This window comes from Bacillus sp. FSL K6-6540 (assembly GCF_038007545.1).
In genome coordinates this window covers 3036555-3053790 of record NZ_JBBOXH010000001.1, presented here as the reverse complement: position 1 = coordinate 3053790, position 17236 = coordinate 3036555, and the positions used below count along the sequence as shown (strand labels likewise).

At 51.1% G+C, this 17236-nt stretch carries 13 protein-coding genes; all 13 read right to left on the bottom strand.

Annotation, left to right across the window (positions count from 1 at the left end):
• Positions 1 to 17: 17 nt before the first annotated feature.
• The 13 genes from MHH82_RS13715 to MHH82_RS13655 all read right to left on the bottom strand — a co-directional run bounded on the left by MHH82_RS13715 (position 18) and on the right by MHH82_RS13655 (position 17214).
• Positions 18 to 470 carry a hypothetical protein gene (locus MHH82_RS13715; protein ID WP_015734922.1) on the bottom strand — a complete coding sequence of 151 codons (453 nt, stop codon included), beginning with the start codon at positions 468 to 470 and terminating at the stop codon, positions 18 to 20.
• A gap of 416 nt (positions 471 to 886) precedes the next feature.
• A complete protein-coding gene (gene metE / locus MHH82_RS13710) occupies positions 887 to 3175 on the bottom strand; it encodes a 5-methyltetrahydropteroyltriglutamate--homocysteine S-methyltransferase (protein ID WP_340966205.1) in 2289 nt (762 codons plus the stop codon).
• Positions 3176 to 3444: 269 nt separating this feature from the next.
• Positions 3445 to 4032: a biliverdin-producing heme oxygenase gene (locus tag MHH82_RS13705; RefSeq protein ID WP_036663425.1), complete on the bottom strand. Its 588-nt coding sequence runs from the start codon at positions 4030 to 4032 to the stop codon at positions 3445 to 3447.
• 184 nt (positions 4033 to 4216) lie between these two features.
• Positions 4217 to 4873: a GAP family protein gene (locus MHH82_RS13700; protein WP_015734919.1), complete on the bottom strand. Its 657-nt coding sequence runs from the start codon at positions 4871 to 4873 to the stop codon at positions 4217 to 4219.
• On the bottom strand, positions 4870 to 5649 hold the full coding sequence (locus MHH82_RS13695) for a MerR family transcriptional regulator (protein ID WP_041621985.1): 780 nt from the start codon (positions 5647 to 5649) through the stop codon (positions 4870 to 4872). The genes MHH82_RS13700 and MHH82_RS13695 overlap by 4 nt, the downstream gene beginning before the upstream one ends.
• A gap of 146 nt (positions 5650 to 5795) precedes the next feature.
• Entirely contained in the window at positions 5796 to 6890 is a 1095-nt protein-coding gene (locus tag MHH82_RS13690) for a GerAB/ArcD/ProY family transporter (RefSeq protein ID WP_015734917.1), read from the bottom strand.
• Positions 6891 to 6911: 21 nt separating this feature from the next.
• Entirely contained in the window at positions 6912 to 7133 is a 222-nt protein-coding gene (locus MHH82_RS13685; protein ID WP_015734916.1) for a hypothetical protein, read from the bottom strand.
• Positions 7130 to 8341 (bottom strand): Ger(x)C family spore germination protein, encoded by a 1212-nt coding sequence (locus MHH82_RS13680; RefSeq protein ID WP_144374229.1) that lies wholly within the window; start codon positions 8339 to 8341, stop codon positions 7130 to 7132. Before MHH82_RS13680 ends, MHH82_RS13685 begins: the two co-directional genes overlap by 4 nt.
• Before the next feature lie 62 nt (positions 8342 to 8403).
• Positions 8404 to 9879, bottom strand: coding sequence for a spore germination protein (locus MHH82_RS13675; protein ID WP_340966197.1), 1476 nt, complete (start codon positions 9877 to 9879; stop codon positions 8404 to 8406).
• Between the two features lie 251 nt (positions 9880 to 10130).
• A complete protein-coding gene (locus tag MHH82_RS13670) occupies positions 10131 to 11990 on the bottom strand; it encodes a glycoside hydrolase family 35 protein (RefSeq protein WP_340966195.1) in 1860 nt (619 codons plus the stop codon).
• Between the two features lie 35 nt (positions 11991 to 12025).
• A complete protein-coding gene (locus MHH82_RS13665; RefSeq protein ID WP_036663434.1) occupies positions 12026 to 13285 on the bottom strand; it encodes an alpha-L-fucosidase in 1260 nt (419 codons plus the stop codon).
• A gap of 72 nt (positions 13286 to 13357) precedes the next feature.
• Complete coding sequence (locus tag MHH82_RS13660; RefSeq protein ID WP_340966192.1) at positions 13358 to 15709, bottom strand: glycoside hydrolase family 95 protein; 2352 nt, start codon at positions 15707 to 15709, stop codon at positions 13358 to 13360.
• 122 nt (positions 15710 to 15831) lie between these two features.
• Positions 15832 to 17214: an ABC transporter substrate-binding protein gene (locus MHH82_RS13655; protein ID WP_036663437.1), complete on the bottom strand. Its 1383-nt coding sequence runs from the start codon at positions 17212 to 17214 to the stop codon at positions 15832 to 15834.
• Positions 17215 to 17236: the final 22 nt, after the last annotated feature.

Sequence of the window (17236 nt, the reverse complement as noted above, 5' to 3'; positions counted from 1 at the left end):
TAGTCTGAAGTCCCCTGTTATTCTTCCTTAAAGAGATCTTCAATGATCGACTTGTCATAGCCATTGGTGATCCTGTAACTCCAAGTATATTTCTTATGTATGCCTCTATTCGGAGAGATTCGGATGATATCCGGTTCCGTATAATGTATTTGAAAGGGCTTGTATTCGACATTAATCCAGATCCAGTACTCCGTCCCCCTTGGGTAATTGTCGGTCCTCCATAACTTCGCGTCGGAGAAGCTATTCATGATGCGCTCGATGGTTGCCGGATCGGTAATTTTTATTCGATTCTCCCCGTACGAACTGCCCCTTTTCTCAATGGTTATATGATCTATCTTCTGTATGTCATGGATCTGATCGCCCATCAACTCCTTGTAGGTCGTTCTGGATTGAACTAATGAAAAGACCGCTCCCGACAATATGATCAACGCCACGATTGCAAAAAAAATACGCCATGACCTGTCACTCATTGCGATACCGCCTTGATTCCCTTTAGGTTACGGGCGATCTCATTCACTTTTTTCATATCCCCCTCCACTTATGCACGTTAATGGCACGGCACTCTCATAATATAAACCCCATCAGCCTAGGTTTAGTTGCCGGATAATTTAACATCTTTTGGTTTGATCTGTCAATCCTCTCTACAAAAGAATGCCGAATCTCTAAATGGACATGAATGTCCTCCGGAATCCATGAAAAAAGCGGCGGACCGAACAACTATCGTTCAATCTGCCGCGACTACAGCACAAAAAAGCCGCACAAGGTGCGGCTTTCCCGAAATTCATATCCTGTTAAAACCATTAAGCCAGTGCGACGAGTAATCACACGAAACGTCCAAAGTCTTATCGTACTCAATCGAACCGCCGAAGGTTTGAATCTGCGGCTGCTACACGTTCAGCGAATAGGAGGAACGGGCAATCTCCGTGGCTTGAACCATGTTACGCAGGGAGGCAACCGTTTCTTCCATCCCGCGCGTCTTGAGGCCGCAGTCCGGATTGATCCAGAACAGCTTCGGATCCAATACGCGCAGTGCCCGTTCGATCATGCTGGTCATCTCTTCCACGCGAGGCACCCGTGGACTGTGGATATCGTAAACCCCGAGCCCAATCCCAAGCTTATACGTATTCACCTCGAAGCTATGGATCAGCTCGCCATGGCTGCGGGAGGTTTCGATCGAGATGACGTCGGCATCCATCGCCTCGATCGAATCGATCATGTCATGGAACTCGCAATAACACATATGCGTGTGAATTTGCGTGGTCGGCTGGACCGTGCAGGTCGTCATGCGGAAGGCTTTGACAGCCCATGCAAGATACTCCGCTTGGTCTTCTTCCTTCAGCGGCAGCCCTTCGCGAACTGCGGGCTCGTCAACCTGAATCATCCCGATTCCGGCTTGCTCGAGCGCTTCGACTTCCTGTCTGAGGGCATAAGCCAATTGGTACGCAATCTGTTCCCTCGAGATGTCCTCGCGTACGAACGACCAGTTCATGATCGTGATCGGCCCGGTCAGCATGCCTTTCACGGGACGGCTGGTCTTCGACTGTGCATATTTCGTTTCTTCTACCGTCATCGGCTGCTCGAATGCCACATCGCCGAAAATAACAGGAGGCTTCACGCATCGGGAGCCGTAAGACTGCACCCATCCAAACTGGGTAAAAGCAAATCCTCCAAGCTTCTCTCCGAAAAACTCCACCATATCCGTTCTTTCAAACTCGCCGTGCACAAGCACATCCAGACCGATCTCTTCCTGAAGCTTGATCCAAATATCGATCTGCTCCTGAATGAATTGCTCGTACTGCTCGTTATTCCACTCCCCCTTGCGCCAAGCCTGGCGAGCCTTGCGCACCTCGGCTGACTGCGGGAAGCTGCCGATGGTCGTCGTCGGGAATATGGGCAGCTGCCACTTGTTCTGTTGGGCGTCATGACGTTCCGCGAATGGAAGACTGCGAGCCGGATTCTGAGCGCTAACCTCGGCTACAGCTCGCTGAACGTCGAGCCGATTACGCTCTTCCGACTGGCTAAGCGCCTGAATCGCAAGATCGTTATGTTTCAGTTCCTTCGCGATCCGGGCAGCTCCCGTGGAGATGGCTTTTGTCAGCAGATCCAATTCAATCAGCTTCTCGTCTGCAAAAGCTAGAGCACCCTTTAGATCAGGCTGCAATTTCGTTTCCTTGCTTACCGTCACCGGTACATGTAGCAAACTGCACGAAGACTGCACGATCAAGCGCTCGGCGGCCACGTATTTCGTCAGCTCCTCCAATTGCGACAGCTTTTCGCGAAGCGACGCCTTCCAGATTCCGCGTCCGTCGATGATTCCAGCCCCCAAAACTTTGTTCACCGGAAATCCGGATTGTTGGATGGCTTGCAGATTGCCTTTGTATCCGTGCACCAGGTCAAGACCGATGCCGCTAACCGGCAGCTGGATGATGTCCTGGTAGTTTTCCACCGATTCGAAGTAGGTTTGCAGCATGATGTTGAGGCCGGGTGCCGAAGCCGCAAACGTTTCATAGATGGTGGCTAATCGCTTCAGATCGGCTTCGCTTAATTTCGCAACCAGGATCGGCTCGTCGATCTGTACCCATTGAACGCCTTCGTGTGCAAGCTCCTGAAGGATCTGAACGTACAGCGGCAGCAATTTATCAAGCCAGGCATCCGTTTCCGAGGCTTGGTAGCCTTTGGACAGCTTCAGGAAGGTGAGCGGACCGACAATGACCGGCTTGCCTTCAATGCCGAGCTTTTCTTTGGCCTCCCGATAGGCTGCAAGCGGCCTATTCTCGGTAAGAACCGGAACAGCTCCGTCCAATTCCGGCACGATGTAGTGATAATTGGTGTTAAACCACTTGGTCATTTCACTTGCTGTAGCATCCTTCGTGCCGCGTGCAATCCCATAGTATACAGACAATGGAACAATGCCGCCCTCATATGGGAACCGCTTGGGTACGATGCCGAACATGGTGGCCGTGTCCAGGATATGATCGTAATAACTAAAATCATTGACGGCGATCAGATCGATTCCGCTCTCCTGCTGCTTGCGCAAATGATTCAACCGAATCTCCCGCAGCTGCTTGTGAAACTCCGATTCTTCGAGCTTGCCCGCCCAGAACGCTTCTAAAGCTTTCTTCCATTCCCGATCAGCGCCAATACGCGGATATCCCAGTACACTGCTTTTTGCCATCTATGTAACACTCCTATACAAATTGTTACAAGAAAGATATCACGTATCGCCCGGTATAGTGTAACTCAAATAAGCTATATCTAGTTATAGCCTGCGGCTATAGCGAGGCAGCTGAGATGATGAATGAAGACTCTCCTTCCTTCTTGCCGATCAAGCGCTTGTCATATGAATGATCTGAAAGAACCAACACAAAAAACCGCGTTATTACGCGGTTTCTCATGACGGTCTTCCATGCGATTCTATTATTTGAAATAAGATGACTGTGATGTCTATGCCGAATCTCGGATCCAAGCATCCAGCAAACGGAACGTTTCCTTCGCCGAATCGATGATTTCATCGGAATCCTTCAAGCCGCTCGACAGCAGCGCTTCCCGGAATTCGGTCCATCTTGGCTTGGTCTCTTGACCGTATGCGTGGAAATAGCGAATGCCCGACTCGGGACTCACGGGCAAGAACTTCATCAGTTGTTTCGTGATGACTTGGCCACCGAGCGTGGACCCCTCCATCACATAGAGATACCCCCATATTTGCGCAGGCGTGCCCAGCTCGGGCAGCCGGCTGCACAGCGGAAGCTCATTTATTTCATCCTGAGTCATACCCAGATGCATCAGATCTTCTTCCAAATGTTTCGACTTCATCCGAATCGACATATCTAATCCCATATCGTTCACGGCATCCTCTGCCATAACCTTCGTTTCGGCCGGTTTAATGAATCCGTAAAACTTCGCTAAATACGATCGATATTGATCAATCGTCAGGGTCTGGTCGAATGCAGCTTTCGCGTAAGGATTCTGTTCGATTTGTTCATGCTGCGGTGCCGTCTCTTCTCTTAACCGTTCTAAAATCCGTGTGCTCAATGGATAACCCCCTATCATGTTTCGAGCTGTGTTGCTGATCAAAGCACATCTTCAGCAAACCATTAACCGAGGTGTCTGACGGTCGATGAACCCTGCGATAAATATATCATAACGAGATTCATATGAATACATAGCAGGCTCCTCGGTTTCAGTAGCCGGGAACGATAAGAACGAGAGGCGATCATTATAGGTTGTCTATGCTGTTCAGCACCAAAATCAGTCCCGCAATGCACAAAACCCACGAAAGCACCGATCCGGAGCTCTGGGCGATTTTCAGCCGCAGCTTCTCCAGCGGACGCTGCATCATGCGGCCAAATGCAAGGTGTGCACCGAGTAATAGGAGAGGAGGAAGCACCATGATCACATTATATGCAGCCAGGACGGGTACCCATTCAACCGGTGTTAGTTGGGCCGATGTCATGAGACCGATCGCCGCAAAATAGGGTAATGCCGTTGCCACCTCCAGCAGGGACGTGGTGAAGCCCAGCCCTATCATCGCCCCGAGGCTTTTGGATCTTGGACGTCGCGGTTCCGTCGTCTTTTTCGTCGGAACAAAAAAACTGGCTGCAAACAAAACGCCGCCGGTAACAGCCATAACCCAGCTTACCGTTCGATTCTGAAAAATGCCTGTTACGCTCTGAAGAACAGCATCCAAACCGAGCATCAGTGCGGCACCAACCAAGAAATAAAAGCCTGCCACCGTGAACAAATAGACCCATAATCGGGTGATCAACCGATCTCGCTCCGTCAACAGCAAATAGACCGTTACGCCGAGCGTGGCGGGGCTCAAGGTATCCAAGAGCGACAACGCACCTACGGAGAGCAGCAGTTCCGTTGTCATGATGTCTCCCCCTCTTCGTCTAGTTTTTCTTCCAGTCCTGTAGCATAGATGTTAAATGCCAGCTCCATAAACTGAAGAAGCTCTTCCTCAATGGGATACAAGCCCATCTGCTCGGACTGCGCAGGAGATTTGCGGATCTCCCACAATTTATCCACGAAGGGGTCTTCGCCTTCAAAATGCTCCCGGCGTTTTTCGTCCATGCGTCTGATGATCCTCTGTACTTCAGGAGAACCGGGTCCGTTCTCCATGCGCTTTTTAAGCTGTCCCAGCAGAGCGATCCATTCAAGCGAATCCGGATCTGTGCTGTTCATATTCGGGAGGAGGTCCAGCAGCTCTTCTTCGCGCCTCTCAAACATTTGTTGTCGGAACGCATGCTTTAATGAGGGGTCTCTTCCTGAGAGATGGATCAGCTTCTGAATCACATCCCAGCTTGTCTCCCCTTCCACGGCGATGCTATGCAGGACGGCGCGGAGCGCGGATTCCATTTGGTTCAGCTTGTTTTGTTCATTCTTCACGAAGTCCAACTGATTCATCAAACTGGATGACCAGTTCCATTCCGGGTTCGAAATCATATCCGAAATTTCCTGCAAGCTGAAGCCCAGCTTTTTCAGAAACTGAATTTGCTGCAGCTTCTTTAGCTCCTCCTCGCTGTATATCCGGTGTTGACCCGGAGTCTTGGCTGCCGGAATCAGCAGGCCGATCTGATCATAATAGCGAAGCGTTCTTACCGTAATGCCCGTCTGTTTGGACAATTCTTGAATGGGAATCGATTTCATCACCTGCTTTCTTAAGTTCTCCGGTAACTCCACTATACAAGATGACGCAACGTCACTTTCAAGTCGTTTTCAAAAAAAATCATGTCCATGCAGATAAAAAACAAAAAAAGCCCCGGCTTTCGGGCTTTTTCCATACCATGCTGGTTTCATTTCAAGCTGAGGATTTTCGTTCGCGTTATCCCGACCAGATAGAGGACGATGGGAATCACGATCAAGTGGAGGAGGGCATAGCTTGACCACACGTTCTGAATGATATCGGCAACATAAACGGTGTTGATGTATGTATTCCAGGCCACGATGACAAACAGCACGGACAACGGATAGATTAACGAATTCTGGTCCTTCAGACCGAACACGGTTTTCATGCCTTGAAGAATCGAAAGATACAGGAGAGAAATCTTGATAAAAAAAGTCAGGATCCACAGCGTAATCAATATGCCTTCGACACGTTGAAAGAAGTTTCCTAAGTTAATCGTCTTCGCAAGTGCATATGCCGGAAACGTGCTGTTCTCCGTCTGTTCAATCCCCAAAATTAGCACGCTGAGCAGGACGGTAATGCTAAGGACGAGCCCGCCTGAAGCGGCTCCCCGCATCAATGCCCTCTCCCCTTCCTTCTCTCCTTTGACCAAGGGTAGGAATACCATTAACACAATCAGCTCCTGGAACATGGAAGAATGGAATCCGGCCTTAGCCACGGGCATCCAGCCTTCCTCCAGCATCGGCTTGATATGGTTCCAATCGATTTGGGGCATAAGCGAGAGGACAAGGACCATAAACAGAAATACGATCCACGGAAACATCAATTCACCGACGCGGGCCAACAGAATGATGCCCATTCTGGCGCACATGACGGCCGCTATTAAGAACAAGATTTGAATAGCCTCGATCGGGGTCTCCGGCATCATTTCACTGCTCAGAAAAAAGCCCAGGTTGCCAAGCAAAGTACCTGTAAGAATCAAAAAATAAAACAAATAGATCAGCGAGAAGAGTTTGCCCAGCAGCTTCCCTAGCACCTTTTCGTGGATCTCGAAGATCGATTGGCCGGGATAGAGACGCGCAATGGCTATATACAGCACGACCATGAGGAGATTAATGAGCAAACTGAAGAGAGAGGCCATCCACGCATCTTCCCGGGCGGTATGCGCTAATCCGGAAGGCGTAACCAGGATCGAGGTACCGATGGTCAAACCGAATGCCAGTATATAAAATTGCCGCGGTGCGATATCCTTGTATTTGATCACGTATTACCAAACCCTTCCTCATTATGAGATCAATCCGCTCAGGGGCTGCACCAAGGCGCCGATCCAGTCCAGCGGCCTTAAATAAGGCACCTCCATCATATCTCCGATCAAAGCCAGCAAGGTTACTCCCCATACCGCATAGAATACGATGATGTCCCGGATGGAGCGCAGCTTCAGAAGATGACGGGTTTCCGTAACGAGAACGACGGCTAGAAAGAATATGAATAACCAATGCCAATTCACGGCTCATCCACCTTTTGGTTTAAGGGTTGTATGATGGATCCGACCCGGCGGATCGCTACATCGGTGTCCACCCGGATACTCATCGTTTTAAAGCTTTCGCCCCAATGATCCCGGTATTTTTTCCAAACGTCCGGATATTTTCGGTGCAGAACCTCGCCGAATCCAAAAACGTCGGCTCCATAACGCTGCTGGACCAGCCCGATGTGCTTCCGAATATTAGCATTATATTTATCCTCGATGTCCTTCTCCAATTCGTCGATGACGGCAGGTTGACTGATATCAATCGCGCATTGAACGGCATTCACGTCGGCCTCGATCTCCAATTCGGCGGAAAAAGCGGGGGTTCCATCCGCATTGAGCTTAACGTCCAGCGTTGTGTCCGCCCGGTTCACGGCGAATCCGACAATACCATCGTCCGGACATGCAATGAATCCCGTCGTGGTGTCGACTCTATTCAGGACATAATTGACGGCCTTGCTGGGAGGTTCCCCCAGCCATCCGACCAACCGATCCCCCTTGAATACGCCTAGCCCCGTATGCTGTAGAAGCGTGGAAGGATTGATTTGCTTCACGTTCTCCATGGACTGGCCTTCAGCTAAACTGCCGCTTAATTGGACTCCGGATAATACCGGGTCTGACCCGCTGCGCTTTAGCTCCGTCACGAACTGCTGCAAAGTGACTTTCCCCGTCGCCGCCCATTTTTTTTCCGAGATAAGAATGGAGGTATAGAGCGAATTCGCCGGAACATATTCGAATGGCGTAACGACCTCCAGAATCTCCGCAGCTTTTCCATTCTTGGCGACGAGCATAAAGAAATCCGTTCGAAGCTGATGATTCCGGGAGATATAATCGAGGACATCGCTGAGCCCTGACCTGGCCAGATCCTCACCGAATACCAACACGCGAACGTGGGACAGATACGGCATCCGGGGGGCCATGCTCAACATGCGCTGCAGGGCGTCGGGTATGGTTTTGCCGACGGACTTATAGGTCACGGCAGGAAGACTGCCCATCGATCCGCCTTTTTTGGAGCCGGCCTCGGCCGAATTAAGCACCTGAGCAGTAATGGCATACCCATTCTCATGGGTGTCGATGCCAAGCGCCATGACGACGGCCAGCTCATTCAGTTCTTTTCTGCTCCAGCATCCAGGGGTGAAGGTCAAGCATAATACGAGCAGGACTGAAAGTAGTATTTTTCTTTCCAACACGATAACCAGTCCCCTCTGCATGAAATAGAGACTTCGAATGCAAGTCCTCGTTATTTGAAGGCTTATGTCTTGGATTTGGTCAAGTATTTTTTCATGCTGTGACGGGATAATCGCAACAAGGCATCTTTCTGGCTCCGCCATCTTATGGGGGCGAAAGAGGTCATATACGGAACCCCCATGGACTGAAGGCTGCATAGGTGAAGACCTATGATGATCATGCCGATAATCATCCCGTACAATCCGAATGACGCAGCGATTCCCATGAGCCCGAATCGCAAGATCCGAACCGAGATTCCGATATTGAAAGCCGGCAGGGCAAAATTCGCAATCGCCGTCATGGACACAACGATCACCATCGCGGCCGATACGAGACCCGCTTCCACGGCGGCTTGCCCGATGACCAGCGTGCCTACGATGGAGACGGATTGGCCGATCGATTTAGGCAGCCGAATGCCCGCCTCGCGCAGAATCTCGAACGTAATCTCCATGATCAGGGCTTCGATGAATGCAGGGAAGGGAACCCCTTCCCGCTGTCCGATTAAGCTGGTCAACAGGTTGGTCGGCAGCATTTCCTGATGGAACGTGGTAATCGCAATATACAGGGAGGGAGTAAGGAGCGCTATTCCGAAGCACAAGTATCGAAGCAGTCGAACCAAGCTGGCAAAATCCCACCGCTGGTAATAATCCTCGCTTGATTGAAACAGCTGGACGAACAGGGCGGGAACCACCAGAACAAAGGGCGTTCCTTCTAAGAAAACAGCAATGCGCCCTTCCAATACAGCAGATGCAATGACGTCGGGCCGTTCTGAATTATATACCGTAGGAAAAGGACTGTAGCGATGATCCTGAATCATCTCCTCGATGTAATTGCTCTCCAGGACGCTGTCCAGCTTGATTCCATCCAGTCTTCTGCGCAGCTCGTTCAGTACATCGACATCGCATAATCCTTCCATGTACATCACGGCCAGCTGCGTATTTGTGTGCTCGCCGACCGTTCTCTCTTCCAAGCGCAGTTTAGGGCTTTGAATTCTCCGCCGGACCAAAGCCGTATTCTCTCGAAGCGACTCGGTAAAGCCTTCCCTCGGACCTCTTACCACGGATTGCGAGCTGGCTTCCTCCACTCCCCGCTGTTTCAGCGTTTCCGTTCCCACATACAGGGAGGTGGCGGTTCCATCCATGAAGATGATCGTATTGCCGGAGAGCAATTTCTTTTCAACCTCTTGAAAGGTCCGGGCTTCTCCCACTTTTCCCATCGTGATCGTCAGTTCCTGCAGCATTTTCATGCGTTCTTCCGGACGCTGGTCGGGGAGATTCATGAACAGCGGCATATCGGCATGAATCGCTTCGATTAGATAACGGGGATCTCCCATCCCCTCAATATAGACCATGACCGAGGGTATGGCGCCTAGTTGAAGCTCGCGGTAAATAATATCTCCGCTTTGACCGAAGCGACTCTTCATATCGTCAATAAATAGCGTCAGGGATGCCGGCAAATTTTCTTGCGGGGCTTCGCCCGGCGTTAAGTTCTTCATCATCATGGAAACGACTCCTCGTGCCTACACGGCCAGCTTTGCCCTACAAGGAATTCAAGTCACCTTCAGTTATCTTTTCCTCTACTGTTCCCGGAGTTGGATATATTATGCTTTTTAAGCATTTTGACATAAAAGCGGTATACATTTCTGACATTGGCCTCCTCTTCCAGGGCACATCTAACAAAAAAAGCCGGCCAGAGATTCTCTCTGGCCGGCTTTTTTAACACGATGAACTGAAATTATCCTGTCGCTATGAGCTACTTGTCTTCTCCCTCTTGAACGAAATTAAGCACAGCTTCGTCCACTGCCGCGGTCTGTCCAAGGTCCGGTTGATCTGACAGTTCTGCTTCGCAGCATTCGGGACGGCCGTGCAGTTCAAAAAGAACCAACTCGTTTTCCCCTTTGCGCAGTAAAGGTCCGGGAATATATAGTGCCTTCTGCGGTCCCGCCTTCCAGTACCGGCCGAGATTAAAGCCATTGATCCAGGCGACGCCCTTCGTCCAACCATCAAAGCGAAGAAACGTATCTCCGATCTCCTCCACCTCGAAGCATCCACGGTAAAACCCTGGCAGACCCGCGTCGCCCCTCTCCGGCATGGACGGTTCTTCTTGCCGCGCCTGCCCTTCCTGCGTAACCGGCGTATACGTGAGCGATGACATTTTCTCCGGCTCGAGCGGCAGGGTCCGGATCGTCCAGTCGTACAGGAACTGGTTATCGATTCTCACGCCTTCCGTGATTCCCTTGGGATCGCGAATCAGCGGCCCATAATTGATCCGGCCCATATTCTCGACGAGAATATCCAGCCTCGCTCCGTCTGCGGGTACGGTAATATCCAGCGGTTTTGAATTCCAGCGTTCGACGACCCCAAGCGGGCGACCGTCCAGGAATACCTGGGCGCGATCACGAACCTCCTGAATATGCAGCTGCTGACCGTGCCGCGGTCCCTGGATAAATGTGCTGTACATTATAAAACCATAGGACTGTCCGCATTTTTCCATCGGCTGAATGCACACGCTTTTTATCGGCTCTGACAATTGCTGGAGATTGGTTTCCGTAAACAGGCCGGCCATTTCAGACATGGCAACCTTTCCGTAGGCTGCTTTTGGAACGGGCTCAGGGAAGGCACACCCCGGCGCAAACCCATGCTTGCTGAGCACCCTCCGGACCGCCTCGTATTTCTCCGTTTTATCCCCCCATTCCGTCAAAGGGGCATCATAGTCGTAGCTTGTCGTCGTAGGCTCATAGGCCTGGATGTGATTCGCTCCACTGTAAAAGCCGAAATTGGTTCCCCCGTGGAACATGTACATATTCATCGAGGAGCCCATCTCCAGCATTTCATCCAGTACGCCGGCGACATCCGCGGCATCCCGCACGTGATGGTCCTCCATCCAGTGATCAAACCAGCCGTTCCAAAACTCCATCACCATCAGCGGCTCTTCCGCACGATATTCCCGGTATTTGCGGAAGGATTCTTCAACCCGGGAACCAAAATTCACAGTTGCGTGCACATCGCTAAGCGTCCCACCGAGCAGCATTTCGTCGGTTGGCCCGTCGGAAGTAAAGAGAAGCACGTCGACGCCGCGCCGCACCAGTCCTTCGCGTAAATACTCCAGATAAGCGTGATCGTTGCCGTAACTGCCGTATTCATTTTCAACCTGAACAGCCAGAATCGGCCCCCCGTGCGTGGATAGCAGCGGAACCAATTGGGGGATCAGCTCATCGTAATAATGATCCACTTTGCTCAAATAGAGCGGGTCGCTGCAGCGAAGCCGTATTTCTCCATAACCAAGCAGCCAGCCCGGCAACCCACCAAATTCCCATTCCGCACAGATGAACGGGCTGGGTCTGACGATGACGTGCAGGCCCAGTTTCCCGGCCAATTCGATAAACGATGCGACGTCTGCCATACCGCTAAAGTTAAATTCCCCCTCCTGGGGTTCGTGCACATTCCATGCGATATAAGTTTCAACGGTATTAAAGCCGCAGGCCTTTAATTTTAATAGCCTGTCCTCCCAATATTCAGGGACGACACGAAAATAGTGAATCGCTCCCGATATGATCCGGTACGGCTGTCCGTCCAACAAGTATTGTCCGTTCTCCCATGTCAGCATTCCCATTCAGCTTCCCTCCACCTCATGTAAAAATCCAAGGCTTATTGCCCGCAATGATAAACCGCCATGTTTTTGATTCTCGGGCTTGCCGCCGATTTCAGGACCCGTAAACGCACCTTCACGGCAGATACCGGAGCGAAGGCATCGATTTTCTTGTGTCCGATCGCGCTGCCGCGTGTAAGCTCAAGCCACTCTCCATCGACGAAGGCGTCCAGCACATATTGACTTACCCGTTCCCCGTAAGCAATGTCCTCCATAACAACAACATGATCGATCACGCATGCGCTAGGAAGAGACAATTCAACGACCTCGCCCGATCCCGAGCTTTCAGCCAGGGCATGACTAAATCGAGACTTGATCTCTCTGCCGAATTCCAGAAGACGTCGTACATCGGCTTCCGGAAGCAGGCCATGATGGTCAGGCGCGACGTTGAGCAGCAAGGTCGCCCCATGTCCGACCGATCGATAGTAGATGTCCATTAACTGATCTACGGACAACAGCAAGTGTTCTTCGTCCGGATGCCAGAACCAGCGGTCTTTTCGAATCGGAACATCGCATTCCGCGGGCACCCAGCCCGGCGTCTCCGGCAGCCATTTCAGCGATTCCTCACTGAACATGCTGCCCCGCGAAGAATCGGCAGTGTTCCAGCAAGGATACGGCGCCACGCCGTCCTCATTGCCGACCCAACGAATCGTAGGAGCCCCCATGTTAAAGATCATGGCACGGGGCTGATATCGTTTGACCAGTTCCATGATTCGAGGCCAGTCATATTCGCGGCCTTCCGACCCCGCGCCATCAAACCAAATTTCCACTAACGGGCCATAGCCCGATAAGAGTTCCTCCAATTGCCTGCAGTAAAAGTCATCATACTGTTGCGGGTCGCCATAACTCGGCTCGTGCCTGTCCCAAGGGGATACATAAATACCGAAGCCGATGCCCTCTTCCCGGCATGTATCCGCGCATTCTTTAACGACATCGCCCCGACCTTCCCTCCACGGACTCGAGGCTACGGAGTAGTCCGTCGTCGCTGTCGGCCACAGGCAAAAGCCGTCATGGTGCTTGGCCGTCAATATGAAATAACGGAATCCGGCTTCCTTCGCGGATCGGACCCACTGTTTGGCATCCAGTCGGTCCGGATTAAACAAAGACGGAGCATCCTTGCCTTCCCCCCATTCCTGGTTGCAGAACGTATTGATACCGAAATGACAGAACATCCCGAGCTCCAGGTCCTGCCAGGCTAGCTGCTCTGGAGTCGGCAAAGCAACAAGATTATCCGCATGTTGCTTCAAATCATGATTCATCTCTTTTCACTCCCTCACGTGAGTTATGCTGCAATATGAAACTTGGTTTCAACACAGCAATGACACGGTTCATTATCTTCTTAATACAATCTGATAGGTCTCTTCCTTCTCTGCCGCAAACGTATATTGATAACCCGAGGCGGATCTTAAGCATGTTATTGGTACAGGAACATTAGTGGAATCAAGAATTACAAGCGGGTACCCGCTAAATAAAACACAATCCCGAAAATGCCCAGAATATATCTCAGCCGCTTCAAGCTTGCCTTCCTTCCACCAGATATTCACTGTATAACCGCCTCTAGCACGAAGTCCCTTCACCGAACCACTTGCCCATGAGGACGGCAGAGCGGGAAGCAAACGAATTTCGCCGCCATGGGATTGCAGCAGCATCTCCTGGATCGCGGCTGCTCCGCCGAAATTGGCATCGATTTGAAAAGGGGGGTGGTCACCGAACAAATTCGGATGTACGGCCTTGGCCAGCAGTTCGCGAAGACTGTCATGCGCTTTCTCTCCCTCGCCAAGTCGAGTCCAAAAATTCGCGATCCACGCTTGGCTCCAGCCGGTATGTCCTCCCCCATACTTCAGGCGCCGTTCCAACGTTACCCTGGCAGCCTCTCCCAGCTCGGGCATTCGATGAGGAATAATCTGTTCTCCGGGATGCAGAGCGAATAAATGTGAGATATGACGATGGCCCGGCTCAAACTCTTCATAATCAACAGCCCATTCCATGACCTGTCCGTATCGGCCGATTTGGGGCTGAGGAAGCTTCGCCCGCGTATCCATCCATTGTCTGCTCCATTCCTCATCCAGCCCCAGAATCTCCGCTGCTTCAATACAAGCGGTTAATAATGCATATATCATTTGCGAGTCCATCGAAGGACCGGAGGATAAGGAACCGATCTGTCCTTTCTCGTTAATATAACTGTTCTCCGGTGAGAGCGAAGGCGAAGTCACCAGACTGCCGTTCTCATCAAAAACAAGAAAATCAAGAAAGAACAAGGAGGCCTCCTTCAGTACTGGATAAGCCCGTTCACTCAGGAAAGACTCTGACAGATTATAGCGGTAATGCTCCCATAAATGCAGGGCCAGCCAAGCCCCGCCCATCGGCCAGAAAATAGCGGGTGTCCATGCTCCAAACAAGCCGCTTTCTGCCCACAGATTCGATGAAGCGTGCGCGGTAAAGCCCTTCGCCCCGTACAGAGATGCCGCGGTCTTCCGCCCGTTGATGACCAAACGATCGATAAAATCGAACAATGGCTCGTGGCATTCCGGCAAATTGCCTGTCTCGGCAATCCAATAGTTCATCTGCAAATTAATGTTCAGATGATAATCACTCTCCCAAGGGGGCGTGAAGCTTTCATTCCAGATTCCCTGCAAATTGGCAGGTAAACTTCCCGGTCTCGAGCTTGCCATCATCAAGTAACGTCCATATTGATAGAACAATGCCTCAAGCCCAGGATCATTCCCCCCTTGCCGATAAAGCTGTAATCTCTCCGAAGTAGGTCTATCCACAGCTGCAGCTTCTGCCTCGGAAGCACTCTCCTCCGATACCGGAGCTTTCCATGTATCGGCCGCTTCGATTTCCAGACTTACTCGCTCCAATAAAGCGCAATGATCAGTTATATGCTCTTCCAGCAAAGAGGCATATGGAAGCAAAACAGCGGATTCCGCTTGTCGCAGCGCCTCCCGGTACGGATCGTCACAGCGAAACGATGTCTGAGCGGCGAGCAGCAAGGTAACGGCATCGGCAGACTGGATATCGAGGTAATTGCCAACCGTGTGACACTTGCCGCCGATCGTATGGGCTTGAAGCACTGTCGCGTATGTAACACCATCCGGCCCACATATGCCCTCCATCGCCAATGTACGTTCATTTTCCCGATTAATGTTTCCATCGAAGGGCCGCCTGCTTAACCGGGCTGATAAATGAATCGCTGCAGGTTCCGATGCGGAAATACGAACGACAAGCACTTGATGAACAGCACTAGCAAAGACTTCCCGTTCATAGAGAATGCCGTTCTCTTCCCAGCTTACGGAAGCAACGCCCGTCCTCAGATTCAGCTCCCGCCTGTAATGATTCACTTCGGACGTGCCGGACTTGAACTGAAGCAGCAGATCTCCGAGCGGCTGGTAAGGTCCAAAGTATGGCGGAGCATTCGTAAAATGGGTAAGCGCCAGCTGTTCCGCCTCTCTCAGTTCCCCACAGCGAAGAAGTGATCGGATATCATCCAGCTTTTCTATCGCTTCTGGATTGTCATGCTGCTTCGGTCCGCCGTACCATACCGAATCTTCATTCAAACCGATCCGCTCGGTGGACACACCGCCAAATACCATCGCTCCGAGTCTCCCGTTGCCGACGGGAAAAGCCTCCGTCCAGGCCTGCGCAGGCCGTCGTTCCACAAGCTTTCTCGTTTCGTTGATCATCGCTCTGCTCCTATTTTTGAGTATCTCAACAGAATAAGGGCTGCCTCAGATGAATGATTACTGAAGACAGCCCTTCCAATCAATAGCTAAGCATCAACCTTTTTGGATTCCATCCGGACCGATTATTTAACAACGCCTTTTTCGTTAATAATTTTTGTAGCCTCATCAACCATCCATTGTTGAACCTCATCAATCGGCTCGTTGCTGAGCATGAATTTCGCAAATCCGTCATCAATGATCTTGGTCAATTCCGAGGTAGCCGTCATCATGACTTTGGCTGCATCCAGATACTGGATCTCATCGCTGAACAGCGTATATTTCAAGGAGTCCATATCGTACTTATCCTCTTTACCTGCAACCAGCTTCGTCAGCAATTCTTCATTATTCGCCTTCTTGTAGCCAGAAAACTCAAGTCTGTTGTCCGAATCGGCTGTGGTCATGAATCTCATAAGCTTAAAGGAAGCTTCCTTGTTGGCGGAATTGGCGCCCATCGCCAGCATACTGCCGCTGGTGAAATATTTACCTTCATACTCTTTAGGCTCCCAGCCAGCAGGCGGCACAGGCACCGGAGCGAAGGCTGTTTTGAAATCATGCGGATATTGCTCGGTATTGCCCGGGTCCGCGATCGTGAAGTTGCCTGTAAGAATCATAGCGGCTTCTTCATTAAAAAATTCAGTACGGTAGTTCAGCTTCGCGGCAAGCACGTCACTGTAAGGCTTGGCCGACTTATCCGTCTCCTCCATATCTTTGCGAAGCTGGAAGAAGTATTTGTAAGTCGGGTCGGATAGAATGGTCGTTCCGTCCTCATATACGAACGGATCTTTCATCATGGTTTGCGCCGGAGCGTTCATATAAAGCTCCCAAGTATGGAAGTAAGACCCGTAACGCTTGTCAACGCCTTCGCCCTTGGTCAGCTTCTTGGAATATTCCCGGTAATCATCCCACGTCCAGCCGAATTTCGGAACCTCAAGTCCCGCTTCATCCAGAGCATCCTTGTTGAGCATCACATAGTTCATGCTCTTGGTGTACTGCATGCCATAATACTTGTCGTCTACCTTGGCATTTACAAAATACTCGTCTTCCGGAACCAGGCTTTCCTGCTCATAGAACTCGTTCAGGGGAGCAAGGGCTCCGCGCGTCGCCCGTTCGAGAACTCCGCCCAAGCTCGGGAATTGTATTACGTCGATCGCTTCGCCGGAAGAGATCAGGAAATCAAGTTTTTTCAGCATCTCCACGGAATCCCCCGGAACCAGAACCACGTGTTCAACCTTGATATTCGGATTCTGATCCATAAATTCCTGGAGCATGGCGTCCGTACCTGCCTGTTGTGCTTCGTTATCCCAGTTGTAATACTTGACGGTAACCTGCTTGTCCGTCTGACCGCTTCCACCGTTGCTGCCGGCGCCCGTTTCCGACCCGGAATTCCCGCAGCCGCTTAATACCAGGGTGCTCGCCAGAATCGTGCTAAGAATGACGGATAATCTGTGTTTGCTTTTTTTCTTCATCTTACTTCCCCCTGCACAGATA

Excerpts from the sequence above, each read along its gene's own strand:
- metE (WP_340966205.1), bottom strand. The coding sequence starts at position 3,175 with ATGGCAAAAAGCAGTGTACTGGGATATCCGCGTATTGGCGCTGATCGG.
- MHH82_RS13675 (WP_340966197.1), bottom strand. The coding sequence starts at position 9,879 with ATGATGATGAAGAACTTAACGCCGGGCGAAGCCCCGCAAGAAAATTTG.
- MHH82_RS13670 (WP_340966195.1), bottom strand. The coding sequence starts at position 11,990 with ATGGGAATGCTGACATGGGAGAACGGACAATACTTGTTGGACGGACAG.
- MHH82_RS13660 (WP_340966192.1), bottom strand. The coding sequence starts at position 15,709 with ATGATCAACGAAACGAGAAAGCTTGTGGAACGACGGCCTGCGCAGGCC.
- MHH82_RS13695 (WP_041621985.1), bottom strand. The coding sequence starts at position 5,649 with ATGAAATCGATTCCCATTCAAGAATTGTCCAAACAGACGGGCATTACG.
- MHH82_RS13700 (WP_015734919.1), bottom strand. The coding sequence starts at position 4,873 with ATGACAACGGAACTGCTGCTCTCCGTAGGTGCGTTGTCGCTCTTGGAT.
- MHH82_RS13655 (WP_036663437.1), bottom strand. The coding sequence starts at position 17,214 with ATGAAGAAAAAAAGCAAACACAGATTATCCGTCATTCTTAGCACGATT.
- MHH82_RS13715 (WP_015734922.1), bottom strand. The coding sequence starts at position 470 with ATGAGTGACAGGTCATGGCGTATTTTTTTTGCAATCGTGGCGTTGATC.
- MHH82_RS13665 (WP_036663434.1), bottom strand. The coding sequence starts at position 13,285 with ATGAATCATGATTTGAAGCAACATGCGGATAATCTTGTTGCTTTGCCG.